The 16,154-nt window shown below is 68.0% G+C and carries 14 protein-coding genes; 13 read left to right on the forward strand and 1 reads right to left on the reverse strand.

Translation table 11 applies throughout. The features are described 5' to 3' along the window. Positions 1–276: 276 nt before the first annotated feature. The 6 genes from ruvX to dprA all read left to right on the forward strand — a co-directional run bounded on the left by ruvX (position 277) and on the right by dprA (position 6,452). Positions 277–765: a Holliday junction resolvase RuvX gene (ruvX, locus tag EDC22_RS07955; protein ID WP_132806111.1), complete on the forward strand. Its 489-nt coding sequence runs from the start codon at positions 277–279 to the stop codon at positions 763–765. 153 nt (positions 766–918) lie between these two features. Beyond that, on the forward strand, positions 919–2,220 hold the full coding sequence (locus tag EDC22_RS07960) for a GGDEF domain-containing protein (protein WP_132806112.1): 1,302 nt from the start codon (positions 919–921) through the stop codon (positions 2,218–2,220). 152 nt (positions 2,221–2,372) lie between these two features. Beyond that, a complete protein-coding gene (locus EDC22_RS07965; protein WP_132806113.1) occupies positions 2,373–3,329 on the forward strand; it encodes an aspartate carbamoyltransferase catalytic subunit in 957 nt (318 codons plus the stop codon). A gap of 10 nt (positions 3,330–3,339) precedes the next feature. Then, entirely contained in the window at positions 3,340–4,677 is a 1,338-nt protein-coding gene (locus EDC22_RS07970; RefSeq protein ID WP_132806114.1) for a dihydroorotase, read from the forward strand. Positions 4,678–4,698: 21 nt separating this feature from the next. Further along, on the forward strand, positions 4,699–5,325 hold the full coding sequence (gene plsY, locus EDC22_RS07975; RefSeq protein ID WP_132806115.1) for a glycerol-3-phosphate 1-O-acyltransferase PlsY: 627 nt from the start codon (positions 4,699–4,701) through the stop codon (positions 5,323–5,325). Continuing rightward, positions 5,322–6,452: a DNA-processing protein DprA gene (gene dprA / locus EDC22_RS07980; RefSeq protein ID WP_132806116.1), complete on the forward strand. Its 1,131-nt coding sequence runs from the start codon at positions 5,322–5,324 to the stop codon at positions 6,450–6,452. The genes plsY and dprA overlap by 4 nt, the downstream gene beginning before the upstream one ends. A 15-nt stretch (positions 6,453–6,467) precedes the next feature. Here dprA and EDC22_RS07985 read toward each other — a convergent pair whose 3' ends face one another. Continuing rightward, positions 6,468–6,671 carry a hypothetical protein gene (locus tag EDC22_RS07985; RefSeq protein ID WP_132806117.1) on the reverse strand — a complete coding sequence of 68 codons (204 nt, stop codon included), beginning with the start codon at positions 6,669–6,671 and terminating at the stop codon, positions 6,468–6,470. A 216-nt stretch (positions 6,672–6,887) separates the two neighbouring features. Here EDC22_RS07985 and topA point away from each other — a divergent pair, with 216 nt between their 5' ends. The 7 genes from topA (at position 6,888) to purN (ending at position 16,143) form a co-directional block, all read left to right on the forward strand. After that, positions 6,888–9,569 carry a type I DNA topoisomerase gene (gene topA, locus EDC22_RS07990; protein ID WP_132806118.1) on the forward strand — a complete coding sequence of 894 codons (2,682 nt, stop codon included), beginning with the start codon at positions 6,888–6,890 and terminating at the stop codon, positions 9,567–9,569. Beyond that, positions 9,569–11,845 (forward strand): ribonuclease R, encoded by a 2,277-nt coding sequence (rnr, locus tag EDC22_RS07995; RefSeq protein WP_132806119.1) that lies wholly within the window; start codon positions 9,569–9,571, stop codon positions 11,843–11,845. Before topA ends, rnr begins: the two co-directional genes overlap by 1 nt. Then, entirely contained in the window at positions 11,842–12,306 is a 465-nt protein-coding gene (locus tag EDC22_RS08000; protein WP_132806120.1) for a DUF983 domain-containing protein, read from the forward strand. The genes rnr and EDC22_RS08000 overlap by 4 nt, the downstream gene beginning before the upstream one ends. Continuing rightward, a complete protein-coding gene (locus tag EDC22_RS08005; RefSeq protein ID WP_132806121.1) occupies positions 12,303–13,040 on the forward strand; it encodes an NUDIX hydrolase in 738 nt (245 codons plus the stop codon). Before EDC22_RS08000 ends, EDC22_RS08005 begins: the two co-directional genes overlap by 4 nt. A gap of 58 nt (positions 13,041–13,098) precedes the next feature. After that, a complete protein-coding gene (locus EDC22_RS08010) occupies positions 13,099–14,277 on the forward strand; it encodes an MFS transporter (protein ID WP_165926836.1) in 1,179 nt (392 codons plus the stop codon). An 88-nt stretch (positions 14,278–14,365) separates the two neighbouring features. Further along, positions 14,366–15,448 carry a phosphoribosylformylglycinamidine cyclo-ligase gene (gene purM, locus EDC22_RS08015; RefSeq protein WP_132806123.1) on the forward strand — a complete coding sequence of 361 codons (1,083 nt, stop codon included), beginning with the start codon at positions 14,366–14,368 and terminating at the stop codon, positions 15,446–15,448. Then, entirely contained in the window at positions 15,445–16,143 is a 699-nt protein-coding gene (purN, locus tag EDC22_RS08020; RefSeq protein ID WP_132806124.1) for a phosphoribosylglycinamide formyltransferase, read from the forward strand. The genes purM and purN overlap by 4 nt, the downstream gene beginning before the upstream one ends. Positions 16,144–16,154 lie beyond the last annotated feature (11 nt).

Genomic DNA, 16,154 nt, shown 5'->3' on the forward strand with positions numbered 1-16,154 from the left:
TCATTCTCCCTCGCTCCTGCCAGCCTCGGTCCTGCCAGACTGCCGCCATCGGGCAGTTGCGGCGGAACGTAGCGCGAGGACCGTCGGCCAACAACCGCCGTCGGCGCACGACCCGCGACATCCCGGGCGGCTTCCCGGCCGATCAGAGACCAATAGTGCAGGACCGGAACGCGGCAGCCTCCCGATCCCCTCTTCGCACCTTCGGCACTCCTGCCGCGATCCCGTGGGTGCGGCATCCGACTACGTGAATCACATCGCAGCTGCTACGAGAACGTCATGTCCGAGCCAACAGCCGAACCGGCAAACGATCCGGCCGCCTTCGCCGCGCGATTGCCGGAGCGCGGGGCGCTGATCGGGCTCGATCACGGCGAGCGAACCGTCGGCGTGGCGCTGAGCGATCCGGGCCGGCGCATTGCCTCCCCGCTCACGGCGATCCGCAAGGGCAAGTTCAGCCGGACCGGCGCCGAGATCGCCGACCTGTGCGCGCGGCATGCCGTTGCGGGCCTCGTGGTCGGCCTGCCGCTGAACATGGACGGCAGTTCCGGTCCGAGTGCCCAGTCGGCGCGTGCCTTCGCGCGCAATCTTGCCGCCCTCACCGGCCTTCCGGTGCTGATGTGGGACGAACGGCTGTCGACGGCGGCGGTGACCCGAACACTGATCGAAGCGGATGCGAGCCGGAAGCGGCGTGCCGAGGTGATCGACAAGATGGCGGCGGCCTTCATCCTGCAGGGACTGCTCGACCGACTGTCGCAACGCCCAGGCTGATCTGCAACGGATCGCCGCATCCCGCAGATGGCCAGAAATTGTGCAGATGTGGCCCTCCCAATGCCGATCGGGCTGACGTAAAGATAGGCGGAGAATCGACCTTCCGGGGCAGGTTCGCGCCTGCGGCCGCGGAGGCCCTTCCGGGCTCGGACCATGCCTTATCCGGACGTCGCGCTGCTCGCACTCCAGCTCGTCTTCTATGTCTGCGTGATGACCCTGCTGTTCGGGCTCCGGCACCGATACGGCATCGGCATCTTCTTCTGCGCGCTCGGCGCGATGCATTTCCTCGAGACCTACCTCGCAGCGACCTTCTATGTCGCGGTGCCCGGGGGATTTCTCGTCTCGCCAGGCTCGACCATCCTGTTCGCCGGCAAGATCGTGCTGCTGCTCCTGGTCTACATCCGCGAGGATGCCACCGCCGTGCGGCAGCCGATCTACGGGCTGTTTGCCGGCAACCTGCTGATGATCGGGCTTGTCGCGATCTTGCGGCACACCGGCCATGTCGCCGGCATCGGACCCAACCCCGACTTCCTTTTCATGGACCAGATGGGGCTGCTGATGCTGTGGGGCACCGTCCTGCTGCTCGCCGACGGCATCCTGATTATCCTCATCTACGAGAGGATCGGCCGCTGGTTCGGCCGCCACGTGACGCTGCGGATCGCGGTCAGCGGTGTCGCCGTGCTGACGTTCGATCAGTTCCTGTTCTGGCCGGTGCTGCACATGGTGACCGGTGTGCCTCTGGTCACGCTGTTGAGCGGCTGGGTGGCGAAATCGACGACGGCAGTCGCCTGCGCATTGCTGGTCGGCGCCTATCTGCGATTCGTCGAGAAGCGGATGTTCGACGGACTGAACCATCCGCGCCTCGGCGATGTATTCGACGCCCTGACCTACCGGCAGCGATACGAATGCCTGCTCGAGGCGAGTGGCCGCGACGGGCTGACCGGGGTCGGCGATCGCGGACGAATGGAACGCGAGTGCGAGCGCGAGATCGCCCGGACGCTGGCGCGCAGCCTGCCGGTCAGCGTGCTGCTGATCGACATCGACAACTTCAAGATGGTCAATGACCAATATGGCCACATCGCCGGCGATGCCCTGCTGCGGTCGCTGGCGGCGATGCTGCAGGCGAACCTGCGCGAGAGTGACCAGGTCTATCGCTTCGGTGGCGACGAATTCGTGGTCGTGGGACTGGGCATCGGGGTCAGCGGCGCGATGCGCCTGGCAGAGCGGCTGCTCCGGGAGGCCTCCGAACTCCGGTTCGCGGGGGGACACGGCCCCGCCACGATCAGCATCGGTGTTGCCACCGCACCCGACGACGGCAGGACCTTTGTCGCGTTGCTGTCGCGCGCCGACAGCCAGCTCTACGCGGCAAAGCAAGACGGTCGCAACCGCATCGCGACTGCAGCGGGCACCTGGAGCCCGACCGGCCCCGACTCGCGCCAGCCGCGTCCGACCTGACCTGGCCCCATGAACGGCGGGATCTGAGCACGCACCGCCAAGACGCTGCCCCCGCCATGGGCAGACCGGTCTGGGGACAAGTCCGATTTCGACTGCCCGCAACGTCATGCGGCTTGTCGCTGCGCCACGATGCCCCTATACGGACGGCTTTGATGAGCCTCGCCGAGACACCCGCGCCGATCATATTCCGCTCCCGACATCTGCTCGGCATCGAGGATCTGTCTCCCGCCGAGATCACTGCACTGCTCGACCTCGCCGACGCGTTCGTCGAGCTGAACCGGCGGCCGGACAAGAAGCTGTCCACCCTGCGCGGCCGCACCCAGATCAACCTGTTCTTCGAAGCATCGACCCGCACACAGAGCTCGTTCGAGCTGGCCGGCAAGCGGCTGGGCGCCGACGTCATGAACATGTCGGTGGCCTCTTCCTCGGTGAAGAAGGGCGAGACGCTGATCGACACGGCGGTGACGCTGCACGCCATGCATCCGGACATCATCGTCGTGCGTCACCATGCGGCCGGCGCCGTGGAGCTCCTGTCGCGCAAGGTCGGCTGCTCGGTGATCAATGCCGGGGACGGAGCCCATGAACACCCCACGCAGGCGCTGCTCGACGCGCTCACCATCCGCCGGCATACCGGGCGGCTGGAGGGCCTGACGGTTGCGATCTGCGGCGACATCCTGCACAGCCGCGTCGCGCGCTCCAACATCCTGCTGCTCAACGCGATGGGCGCGCGGGTACGGGTTGTCGCGCCGTCCACCCTTCTGCCGGCCGCCATCGACAGGTTCGGCGTCGAGGTGCATCGCGACATGCGCTCGGGTCTGCGCGATGCCGACGTGGTGATGATGCTGCGCCTGCAGCGCGAGCGGATGGACGGCTCCTTCGTGCCGTCCGTGCGGGAGTACTTCCACTTCTTCGGGCTCGACGCGGCGAAGCTCGCCCTGGCGAAGCCGAATGCGCTGGTGATGCATCCAGGCCCGATGAACCGGGGCGTCGAGATCGATTCCGACATCGCCGACGGGCCGCAGAGCCTGATCCGCGAACAGGTCGAGATGGGCGTGGCGGTACGCATGGCGGTGCTCGACGCGCTCGCCCGCAACCTGCCCAACCGGTGAGGTGCACAGAATGCCGGTCTGGGGATCGCCCGAACCGTTCGAGCGGCAGTCGGCCGCGCCGCTCGGATTCCGCAATGTCCGGCTGATCGATCCCTCGACCGGGCGCGACGAGATCGGCGGCCTGCTCGCCACCGGCGGCGTCATCGCCGATGTCGGTCCGCATCTGACATGGGGTCCCTTTCCCGACGGTACGGAGGTGATCGACGGCGGCGGTTGCGTGCTGGCACCGGGTCTCGTCGACATGCGTGTGTTCACCGGCGAGCCGGGATATGAGCACCGGGAGACGATCGCCACAGCCAGCCGGGCGGCGGCGGCCGGTGGCGTCACGACGATGGTCTGCATGCCGGACACCGAGCCGGCGATCGACGATGTCGCGCTGGTCGATTACGTGCAGCGGCTGGCCCGCGATACGGCGATCGTACGGGTGCGGCCGATGGCGGCGCTCACCAAGGGGCTCGCCGGCGTCGAGATGACGGAGATCGGGCTGCTGTCGCAGGCCGGCGCCGTCGCCTTCACCAATGGGCGCAAGGCACTGACCAGTGCGCGGCTGATGCGGCGGGCACTGACCTACGCGCGGGATTTCGGGGCGCTCATCGTACATCATGTCGAGGACCCGGATCTCGCCGGCGACGGCGTGATGAACGAGGGCGAGACCGCCGCCCGGCTCGGCCTGCGCGGTATTCCGGCAGAGGCCGAGACGATCATGCTCAGCCGCGATCTGCAGCTGGTCGGGCTGTCCGGCGGCCGCTATCACGCCGCGCAACTGTCGGCGGCCGCCTCGCTCGACCATCTGCGGCGCGCGCGTGCCCAGGGGCTGCCGGTCACGGCGGGCGTCTCCATCAACAACCTTACGCTCAACGAGATCGACGTCGGCGCCTACCGCACCTTCTTCAAGCTGTCGCCGCCGCTGCGAAGCGAGGACGACCGCCGGGCGCTCGTCGCCGCCGTCGCCGAGGGATTGATCGACGTCATCGTCTCGAGCCACGATCCGCAGGACGTCGAGACCAAGCGCCATCCCTTCGCGGAATGCGAGGACGGCGCGATCGGACTGGAGACCCTGCTTGCAGCGGCGTTGAGGCTGTACCATTCAGGGGACGTGACACTGCTGCGGCTGATCGATGCGCTGTCGAGCCGTCCGGCGGCGATCCTGGGGCTCGATGCCGGGTCGCTCGAGCCAGGCCACCCTGCCGATCTCGTCTTCTTCGATCCGAACCTGCCCTGGGTGGTCGATGCCACGCTGCTGTCGTCACGCTCAAAGAATACCGCCTTCGAGAATGCCCGCCTGCAGGGCCGGGTGCTGCGCACCGTCGTTGCCGGGCGCACCGTATACGACTACGCTGGCGGTTGACGCTGAAGGACGGGTGGCCCGATGCCGGATCAGATGAGCTTCAGCCTCGCGCTGCCCTATCTGCTGGCCGCGCTCGCCGGCGGTTATCTCCTCGGCTCGATTCCGTTCGGCGTGATCCTGACCCGCATGGCCGGGCTCGGCGATGTCAGGACGATCGGCTCCGGCAACATTGGCGCGACCAACGTGCTGCGCACCGGACGCAAGGGGCTTGCGGCGGCGACCCTTGTCGGCGACGCTCTGAAGGGCACGACCGCCGTAGTGCTGTTCGGTCATCTTTGGGGCCCCGATACGGCGCTTGTTGCCGGATTCGGCGCCTTTCTCGGTCATCTGTTTCCCGTCTGGCTGAAGTTCCGGGGCGGCAAGGGTGTCGCGACCTATATCGGCATCCTGCTGGGGTTGTTCTGGCCGGCGGCACTGATTTTCGCCGGCATGTGGATCGCCATGGCCTGGTTGACCCGCTACTCCTCGCTGTCGGCCCTGGTGGCCAGCGCGGCCACTCCGGTCGCTCTGGTACTGTTCGACAGGCTCCAGACGGCCGAACTGTTCGCCGTGCTGACTGTACTGCTGTTCATCGCTCATCGCGCCAATATCGGCCGGCTGATGCGCGGCGAGGAGACGCGCATCGGCGGCGGTCCGGCCGCGTCGTGAGCCTCGAGCCGTCGCCGGCGCAGCCTGTGCTCGCGGCGGCCCAGAAACTGGACTGGTTGCGCCTGCTGCGCAGCGAGAATGTCGGGCCGATTACCTTCCGCGCCCTCATCAACCGGTATGGCGGCGCCGCCGAAGCGCTTGCCGCCCTGCCCGGCCTGTCGGCGAGAGGCGGCCTGTCCCGCCCGATCCGGATCTGCTCGCGCGAGGAGGCTGAACGGGAGATTGCCGCGGCAGAGCGTCTGGGGGGCGCGCTGGTCGCCTGGGGCGAGCCTGGCTATCCGCCGCTGTTGGCCCGCGTCGAGGATGCGCCGCCGCTGCTCTACGTATCTGGTTCGCTTGCCGCGAGCGCCCTGCCCGCCGTCGCGATCGTCGGCTCGCGCAACTGCTCCGCCGTCGGCCGCAGAATGGCCGCGACCATGGCGGCCGAGCTTGCTCGCGAAGGCTTTGCCGTCGCATCGGGGCTGGCTCGCGGCATCGACGCGGCAGCGCACGAGGCGAGTCTGGCGACGGCCACGATCGCCGTCCTGGCCGGTGGTCTCGGCCGGCTATATCCACCTGAACATGCCGAACTTGCCGCCGCGATCCGCCATAACGGCCTGCTGATCACCGAGATGCCACCCGACCGCATCGCCAAGGCGCAGGATTTTCCCCGGCGCAACCGCATCATCTCTGGCATTTCCTATGGCGTGGTGGTGGTCGAGGCTGCTGCGCGGTCCGGAACACTGATCACGGCGCGATTCGCACTGGAACAGGGACGCGAGGTATTCGCCGTACCCGGATCGCCGCTCGACCCGAGAGCGGAGGGTACAAACCGGCTGATCCGCAACGGCGCGACACTGGTTCGCGATGCCGCGGACGTTCTCGAGGTGCTGCGCCCGATGCTGGGCCAGCGGCCCCCGCCGGCGCCGCTGACGGAGCCGGAGGCCGACGGGAAGGCGGAACCGATCGACGTCGGCGACAGCGACCGCGGCCGCGTCATCGACGCCCTCAGCCCGACGCCCACCGAACTGGACGACGTCGTCCGCCAGACCGGCCTCAGGCCTGCCCAGGTCATGCTCGTACTGATCGAACTCGAACTGGCTGGCCGCATCGAGCGGCACGCGGGAAACCGAGTCTCGCTGACTTGACTGCAGCCCCGGCCTTCAGCGTCGTGCCGGCAGCGTGCCCGCCTCCGCCGCAGCCTCGACCCTCGCCATTTCCAGAAGATAGGCGACCAGATCCATCCCCGCCGCATCGGCGAGACGAACCAGTTCCGGCAGGAATGTGGCCAGATACTGTGCGGTCGCCAGACGTTGTTGCGGATCGACGGTCGCAGGGCGGGAGCGCTTGCCGGTCAACCCCTTCATGTGAGTGCGTGCCCCTCGCTGTGGCGCCACAGGAAGCCGCGGGGCGCCTGCAACAACACTAATAGATCGCGGAAATAATGAAATACACTTTTAGCGTGTATGTACGAACTGATCCGATGTGCAACTCGTGTTTGACACATCTCGGCGCTTTGACCATGTTCCGCGCCACCTGCGGGCCGCCGGCGCCTGCATCATCTGGAGGCAACCGTCCCGCCCATGGATGTCGTCATCGTCGAATCCCCGGCGAAAGCGAAGACCATCAACAAGTACCTCGGCAGCCGGTATCGGGTGATCGCCTCGTTGGGCCACATCCGCGACCTGCCGTCCAAGGACGGGTCTGTGCAGCCGGACCGCGACTTCGAGATGGTCTGGGAGGTTGATCAGAAGAAATCCAAGCAGGTCTCGGAGATCGCCAGCGCAGTAAAAGGCGCCGACCGCGTCATCCTCGCCACCGACCCCGACCGCGAAGGCGAGGCGATCTCGTGGCATGTCCTGGAGGTGCTGCGGAAGAAGGGCGTGCTGAAGGACAAGCCGGTCGAACGAGTGGTGTTCAATGCAGTCACCAAGCAGGCCGTGCTCGAGGCACTCGCCCATCCGCGCGACATCGACCGCCCGCTGGTCGAGGCCTATCTGGCACGCCGGGCGCTCGACTACCTCGTCGGATTCACGCTGTCACCGGTGCTGTGGCGCAAGGTCCCCGGCGCGCGGTCGGCCGGACGGGTGCAGTCGGTGGCGCTCAGGATCGTCTGCGACCGCGAAGCCGAGATCGAGACCTTCGTGCCGCGGGAGTACTGGCAGATCGTGGCTGATCTGCTGGCCGGTCCGGAAGGATTCGAGGCGCGCCTGGTGGGGGCGGACGGCGAGAGGATCGACCGCCTGACGATTGGCGACGGTGCGCGGGCGAACGCGCTGAAAGCGGTGCTCGAATCTGCGACATACCGCGTGCAGTCCGTGGAGAAGAAGCCGGTCCGCCGCAATCCGCCGCCGCCCTTCACCACGTCGACACTGCAGCAGGAGGCCTCGCGCAAGCTCGGCTTCTCCGCCGACCGCACGATGCGCACGGCCCAGCGGCTCTACGAGGGCGTCTCTCTCGGCGGCGAGACGGTCGGTCTGATCACCTACATGCGCACCGACGGACTGGAAATCGTCCCGGAAGCGATCCAGGCAGCGCGGCGGACGATCGAAGCCGACTTCGGCGACCGCTACCTGCCCGGCGCCCCGCGCATCTATCGCACCAAGGCGAAGAACGCGCAGGAGGCGCACGAGGCGATCAGGCCGACCGACATCGCCCGCCGTCCGGACGAGACGGCGCGCTACCTGGAGGGCGATCAGCAGCGTCTCTACGAGCTGATCTGGAAGCGCACGCTGGCTAGCCAGATGGAGGCGGCCGAGCTGGAGCGCACGACCGTGGAGATCGAGGCACAGGCTGCCGACGGCAAGCGCTACCAGCTTCGCGCCACCGGCACAGTGCAGCGTTTTGACGGATTCCTGGCGCTCTATCAGGAAGGAGCCGACGACGATGCCGACAGCGAGGAGAGCCGGCGCCTGCCACCAATGAAGGAGGGCGAGGCGCTCGGGCTGAAGGAGGTCCGGGCAAGCCAGCACTTCACCGAACCGCCGCCGCGGTTCAGCGAGGCGACGCTGATCAAGCGGCTTGAGGAACTTGGCATCGGCCGCCCCTCGACCTATGCCGCGACATTGCAGGTGCTGCAGGATCGCGAATACGTGCGGCTCGACAAGCGTCGTCTCGTGCCCGAAGCGAAAGGGCGGCTGGTCACGGCCTTCCTGGAGGGCTTCTTCAAGCGCTACGTCGAGTACGACTTTACCGCCGATCTGGAGGAAAAGCTGGATCGCGTCTCGGCCGGCGAGATCGGTTGGCGCGAGGTGTTGCGCGACTTCTGGCGCGATTTCGTTGCCGAGGTGGAGAAGACGGCGAATCTCACGACATCGGAGGTCTTCGAGGTACTCAACGACATCCTCGCGCCGTACGTCTTCCCGCCGCGCACAGACGGCGCAGACCCGAGGCTCTGTCCGACCTGCGGAACCGGCCGGCTGGCTATCAAGCGCGGCAAGAACGGACCGTTCATCGGCTGCTCCAACTATCCCGACTGCAACCACACCCGCGATCTCGCTGCGCCGAACGGCGAGACCGGCGACGTGGCGACGACCGGCAACCGCATCATCGGCGTTGATCCGGAGAGCGGCCTCGAGGTGAGCCTGCGCACCGGCCGCTTCGGTCCCTATCTGCAGCTTGGCGAAGGCGGTGACGGCGAGAAGCCGAAGCGCGCGTCGCTTCCGAAGGGTATGGATCCGCAGTCCCTCACCCTCAAGCGGGCGCTGGAGCTTCTCTCCCTGCCGCGCACGGTCGGCATTCACCCGGAGACCGGCAAGCCAATCCTTGCAGGTCTCGGTCGGTATGGTCCGTTCGTGCAGCACGAGAAGACCTACGCCAATCTCGAGTCCTTCGAGGATATCTTCACCGTCGGCGTCAACCGGGCGGTCACGCTGATCGCCGAGAAGGAGCTGAAGTCCGGACGGCGCGGCGCCGCTGCAATCTTGAAGACGCTCGGCGAGCACGCCGACTTCGGCGGCCCGATCGAGGTCAAGGCTGGCCGTTACGGCCCCTACGTCACCGACGGCAGCATCAACGCGACGCTGCCAAGGGGATCGGACCCGGAGACGCTGACCCTCGAGCAGGCGGTGGAGCTGCTCACGGCGAAGGCCGCGAGGGACGGCGGCAAATCCGCGCGAGGCAGGAAGTCGGCCACGGCCGGCAAGACAACCGGGCGGTCCACCGGCAGGGCCAGCAAGACTGCAAGGACCGGCAAGGCCGGCAGCCCGAAGACGAGTGTCGCAAGGAAGGGCCGGATCGCCCCGAAGGGCGCGCCGGAGAGCTGATGGTGAAGGGCCGGCGCAGCGAGGGAAAGGTTGCGCTTCCGACCCGCGAGGCGATCCTCGAGTTCATCCGTGACCATCCTGGCAAGGCCGGAAAGCGCGAGATCGCGCGAGCGTTCGGCATCACGTCATCCGACAGGATCGGCCTCAAGGCACTGCTCAAGCAGATGGCCGAAGAGGGGCTTGTCGAGCGGCGCCGCAAGGCGCTGAAGCGGCCTGGCCACATCGCGGCCGTCGAGGAACTCGAGGTGGTGTCGCGCACGCCGGAGGGCGATGTCGTCGCCATCCCGACCGACTGGGACGAGGCCGAGCACGGAATGCCGCCGCGCGTGCTCATCATGCCCGAGCGCGGCCGCAAGGCGCGGCTACAGGCGCCGGGCGTCGGCGACCGTATACTCGCCCGCATCCGCGATCGCGCGGATCGGGACGGCGGGATCGCGCACGAAGGCAGGGTGATCCGCATCCTCGACCGACGCCCAACAACCATCGTCGGCGTGTTCGAGGAACGGCCGGGCGGAGCAGGCGTCGTGCGGTCGGTTGACAGGAAGGACCGCCGCGACCTGATCGTTGCGCCGGGCGACAGCGGTAATGCCGAGGACGGCAACCTGGTGCGCGTCGAGATCCGCAAGTCGGTTCGGCTCGGTCCGCCACGCGCTGTCGTGCGCGAGGTGGTTGGCGATCTGAAGAGCGAGAAGGCGGTCAGTCTGATCGCCATCCTGACCCACGGCATCCCGTACGAATTCCCGGCCGAGGCGATCGCCGAGGCACAAGCCGCGCAGCCGGTCGGGCTGCAAGGGCGGCTGGACCTGCGCCGCCTGCCGCTGGTCACCATCGACCCATCGGACGCCAAGGATCATGACGATGCCGTCCATGCGGCGCCCGATACCGATCCCGCCAACCCTGGCGGCCACATCATCACGGTCGCGATCGCTGACGTCGCCCACTACGTCCGTCAGGGCAGCGCACTCGACAGATCGGCGCGCGAACGCGGCAATTCGGTCTACTTCCCCGATCGCGTGGTGCCGATGCTACCGGAGGAGCTGTCGTCGGACCTGTGCTCGCTAAGGGCCGGCGAGGACCGCGCGGCAATCGTCGCCGAGATTGTCGTCGATGCGAATGGCCGGATGCGCCGGCACCGGTTCTCTCGGGCGGTGGTTCGGGTGGCGGCGGGCATCGACTATGTCCGCGCTCAGGATGCGATCGACGGCCGGACGGACGGCGACACCGCCGCCATCCTCGACACGGTGCTGAGGCCATTGTGGGCGGCCTTCGCGGCCGTGGCGAAGGCGCGCGACGCGCGTGAGCCGCTGGAACTCGAGATTCCGGAGCGCAAGCTCGTCCTCGATGGCGCCGGCCATGTAAAGAAGGTGACGGTGCCGCCGCGCCTCGACAGCCACCGGCTGATCGAGGCGTTCATGATCCTCGCCAATGTCGCCGCGGCGGAGACGCTGGAGAAGCGGCGCATGCCCCTGCTCTACCGTGTCCACGACGCACCGTCGCCGGAAAAGCTCGCCGCACTGTCGGACTTCCTGGCGACCATCGGCCTCAAGCTGCCCAAGGCCGGCGTGCTGCTGCCGCGCCACTTCAACGGCATCCTCCGACGCGTCCAGGGCAGCGAGCACGAACGGCTGGTCAACGAGGTGATACTGCGCAGCCAGGCGCAGGCGGAATACGCCGCCGGCAATTTCGGACATTTCGGCCTCAATCTCCGCCGCTACGCCCATTTCACCTCGCCGATCCGGCGCTATGCCGACCTGATCGTCCACCGGGCGCTGATCCGGGCGCTTGATCTCGGCAATGACGGGCTCGACGATCGCACCATCGACAAGCTCGACGAGATCGCCGCCCATATCTCGGCGACCGAGCGCCGCGCGATGCTGGCCGAGCGCGAGACCGTTGACAGGCTCATCGCCGACTACCTTGCCGACAGGATCGGGGCGACCTTCCACGGGCGGATCACCGGAGTGACCCGATCCGGCCTGTTCGTTCGGCTTGACGATACTGGGGCCGACGGGTTCATTCCCCTGTCGAGCCTCGGCGCCGACTACTATCTCCACGACGAGGCGAGTCAGCGGGTCGTTGGCGAACGGACCGGCGAGACCCACAGGCTCGGAGACGAGGTCGAGGTGCGACTCGTTGAAGCGGTGCCGCTGGCCGGCGCCTTGCGGTTTGAGCTTCTCAGCGAAGGCGCCTATCTAGGTTCGCGTTCGAGACCAAGACCACGCCGCGGCAGCCCCGAGCGCAAGGCCGGGCGACGCGGCAGACCGGAAAGCCGATGACACAGCCCGAGACCACCTGGCGACGCAGCACGGCAGAGCGGCCGGGGCGTCCGCTCGTACTGGCGATGCGGCGCGGCGCCACGCTGAAATGCCCCGCCTGCGGAACCGGCGGACTCTATCGCGCCTACCTGAAGGTGAGCGAAGCCTGCCCGGCCTGCGGCGAGGCGCTGCACCATCACCGTGCCGATGACGCGCCGCCCTACTTCACCATCGTGCTTGTCGGCCACATCGTCGTGCCGCTGGTGCTGACGGTCGAAAAGCTCTACGCCCCGCCGATCTGGCTTCAGGCCACCGCCTGGTCGCTGGTGACGCTGCTGATGGCGCTGGCGGCCCTGCCGATGATCAAGGGGGCGCTCGTCGGCCTGCAATGGGCCCTCTACATGCACGGCTTCGACCCGCATGCCTCCGGCCGGGAGGACTGGGACGGAACCGGAGTTCAGCCAACCGGATCCAAGACGTGACTGCCAACGAGAAGCTTATCAACGAAGCCACCCGAACCTTCGAGCATCCCAACGTTCGGCCGAGCGATTCCGCCTCGCTCATTATCGTCGACCGACGCGCAGGCGTTCCCTATGTCCTGATGGGCAAGCGCAGCGAGCGGCACGTCTTCTACCCGGGCGCCTTCGTGTTTCCCGGGGGCCGGGTCGATCCGCGCGACGGGCACGCGCCGCTTGCCGGCGACCTCGATCCGGCGACGCGCACGCGGCTGCTGACCCGGATGCGGGGCCGCACCAGCGAACACCGCGCCCGCGCCATCGCGCTCGCCGGGATCCGCGAGGCCTTCGAGGAGGCGGGCATCCTGATCGGACGTCCAGGAAAACCGCACAAGTCCGCGCCGGCGGACTGGCAGCTGTTCCTGAGCCACGGGCTGCTGCCCGACCTGTCGCGGCTCGCCTTCATCATGCGCGCCATCACGCCGCCGCGCCGGCCGCGGCGCTTCGACAACCGCTTCTTTGCTGTCGAGGCGGATGCCATCGCGCTCGAGCTTCCGGCCAGCCGGCGGCCGAGCGATGAACTCGGCGAACTGATCTGGCTACCCATCGAGGAAGCCAGGTCGCTGAAGATTCCCGCGGTGACCCAGGTCGCGCTCAACGAGCTCGAGGACCGGCTCGCCGCGCCGGGGGGCCTCGCCGCCGACCTGCCCGTGCCCTACTATCACGCCATCCGGCAGAAATTCCTCCGCGAGCTTCTGTAGCCGGATCGGCGCGGGCGAGCGCCGGCACCCCTGGCAGCGGCAGTCGCGGAGCGCGACCTTGGACAGCGTACGACCTTGCGAGTCTCCGGCGGCGGCCGTTGACCCGGCTGCCCGATGGCGCAGCATCGCGGCGGCGATCGGCTGCATCTCGATCGTCGGCTTCGCGCTGGCGCTGACCATCCCGCTCTTGTCGCTGATGCTGGAGGCGCGCGGCATCTCCGACACTTGGATCGGGCTCAACACTGCCGTTGCCGGGCTGGGGGCACTGGTGACGGCTGCCGTGGTGCCACGGCTAGTCGGCAGGTTCGGGACCGTTCGACTGCTCTACGCGGCGGTGACCGCCGGGGCCGTGGCGCTGCTGCTGTTGCCGCCCTCCCCGTTCTGGGCGTGGTTCCCGATCCGGTTCGTCCTGACGGGGGCGATCACGGTGCTGTTCGTCGTCAGCGAATTCTGGATCAACGCAACCGCACCCGACGGCAAACGTGGCCTGGTGATGGGCATCTATGCCTCGGTGCTGTCGGCGGGCTTCGCCGCCGGACCGGCGGTGCTGGCGATCTTCGGCAGCGCCAGCCCGATCCCGCTTGCGGTCGCGACGATCAGCTTCGTCCTGGCTGCCATCCCGGTGGCACTCGCCGGCAACGTCGTGCCGAAGGTGGAGGGCCGCTCGAAGCTGCCGATGATCTCGCTCGTTTTCGTTGCCCCGGCTGCGATCCTTGCGGCGCTGGTGTTCGGCGCAGGCGAGTCCACGACCCTTGCCTTCATAGCTCTGTGGGGCCAGCGCAGCGGCTTCGCCGAGGCCGAGGCGGCGCTGCTCCTGACCATGGCGGGGCTCGGCAACCTTCTCTTCCAGGTGCCGATCGGCATGCTTGCGGACCGCGCCAACCGCTCGATGGTGCTGACGCTGTGCGGCGCCATCGCAAGCGTCGGCGCAGGACTGCTGCCGATGGCCAGCGACAGCGTCACCCTCGCCTTCGCAATCATCTTCGTCTGGGGCGGAGTCGCCGCCGGGCTCTACACCGTGGGACTGACCCAGCTCGGTGCCCGCTTCACCGGTGCCGAGCTCGCCAGCGCCAACGCGCTGTTCGTCATGCTCTACTCGGTCGGCATGCTGATCGGACCGGCGATGGGCGGGGCGGCAATGGACGCCTGGCCGCCCGATGGCCTGCCTCTCGCTCTGGCGCTGCTGTTCGGCGCCTATACGCTGATCGCTGGTGGCCGCTGGATCACGAGCCGCTGACAGGACAATTGTCAGGGGATAGGCGGGGCCGCGCCCCTTGCCTTTGCCGGACAGACTGGTTGAATGGCCGCCTGCGAGGGAGGCCCATGTGAGCGGACACGGCACGCCGCGCGGCGGCGCACGCACCTATGCCGAGGCCGGCGTCGACATCGGCCGCGGCAATGCCTTCGTCGAGGCGATCAAGCCGCTGGTGCGTTCCACGATGCGCCCTGGCGCCGACACCGAAATCGGTGGCTTCGGCGGCATCTTCGATCTGAGGGCCGCAGGCTTCCACGACCCGCTGCTGGTGGCGGCCAATGATGGCGTCGGCACCAAGCTCAAGATCGCAATCGACACCGGCATCCACGACACGATCGGCATCGACCTGGTGGCGATGTGCGTCAACGATCTCGTCGTCCAGGGTGCCGAACCGCTGTTCTTCCTCGACTACTACGCGACCGGCCGGATCGACCCGTCGGTCGGGGAGGACATCGTTCGCGGCATCGCCGAAGGCTGCCGGCAGGCCGGCTGCGCGCTGATCGGCGGCGAGACCGCCGAAATGCCGGGACTTTACGCCGAAGGGGACTACGATCTTGCCGGTTTCGCAGTCGGTGCCGTCGAGCGCGACCGGCTGCTGCCCCGCCGTGACATCGCAGCCGGAGACGTCCTGCTCGGCCTCGCCGCCTCTGGCGTGCATTCGAACGGCTACTCGCTGGTCCGCCGCATCGTGGCCGATTGCGGACTGCACTGGCAGGATCCCGCCCCCTTCGATGCCGCCACACCGCTCGGCCGGGCCCTGCTCGAGCCGACCCGGATCTATGTGAAATCGGTGCTGACGGCGATCGCCCGGGCACCTGACGGCGTCAAGGCGCTCGCCCACATCACCGGCGGCGGGCTGACCGAGAACCTGCCGCGGGTGTTGCCGGAGGATGTGACGGCCGAGATCGACCTGGAAAGCTTCGCACTGCCCCCGGTGTTCGCCTGGCTGCGCGATGTGGCCGGCATCGAGGGCGCCGAGATGCTGCGCACCTTCAACTGCGGCATCGGCATGGTTGTGGTCGCCGATCCCGGCCGGGCGGACGCGACCGAGGCCGTCCTCCGCGAGGCGGGCGAAACTGTCCACCGGCTCGGCAGACTCGTCGCCGGCCGTGACGGGGCGGCGGTTCGCTATGCGGGAGAGTTGCGGCCATGAGCGGGCGGGTTCCGGTCGCGGTGATGATCTCGGGGCGTGGCAGCAACATGGCTGCCCTGATCGAGGCCAGCCGCGATCCGGCCTATCCGGCGGAGATCGTGCTGGTCATATCCAACAAGGAAACCGCCCCCGGGCTGGAGACGGCCGCAGCGGCCGGCATCGCCACCGCCTTCATCGACTATCGCGGATCCGGCAGTCGGGCTGCCTTCGAGGAGGCCGCAAGCGCGGCAATCGAACAGGCGGGCGCCCACTATGTGTGCCTTGCCGGTTTCATGCGGTTGCTGACGCCGGCCTTCGTCGATCGCTGGCGCGACAGGCTGATTAACATCCACCCGTCGCTGCTGCCCGCCTTCCCTGGCCTGCATACCCATGAACGGGCCCTCGAAGCCGGCGTCAGGATCGCCGGTTGCACCGTCCATTTCGTGCGCGCAGAGATGGACCATGGCCCGATCATCGCCCAGGCCGCCGTCCCAGTTCTCAGCCGCGACACGCCGCAGACGTTGGGCGCCAGGGTGTTGGCAGCCGAACACAAGCTTTACCCGCTGGCACTCGCCCTTGTCGCCTCCGGGCGCGCACGTGTTCTGGCGGAACGAGTGCTGATCGACGATGAGCCGTGCGCGCAGGTGGTGCTTTCGGTGCCCCCCTTCCCCGCGACACTCGCCCCTGTCGGAGATGAACTCGGCAAGACCGTTTAGAGCTGTTCCGG

This window comes from Tepidamorphus gemmatus (assembly GCF_004346195.1).
GTDB classification, from domain to species: domain Bacteria; phylum Pseudomonadota; class Alphaproteobacteria; order Rhizobiales; family Tepidamorphaceae; genus Tepidamorphus; species Tepidamorphus gemmatus.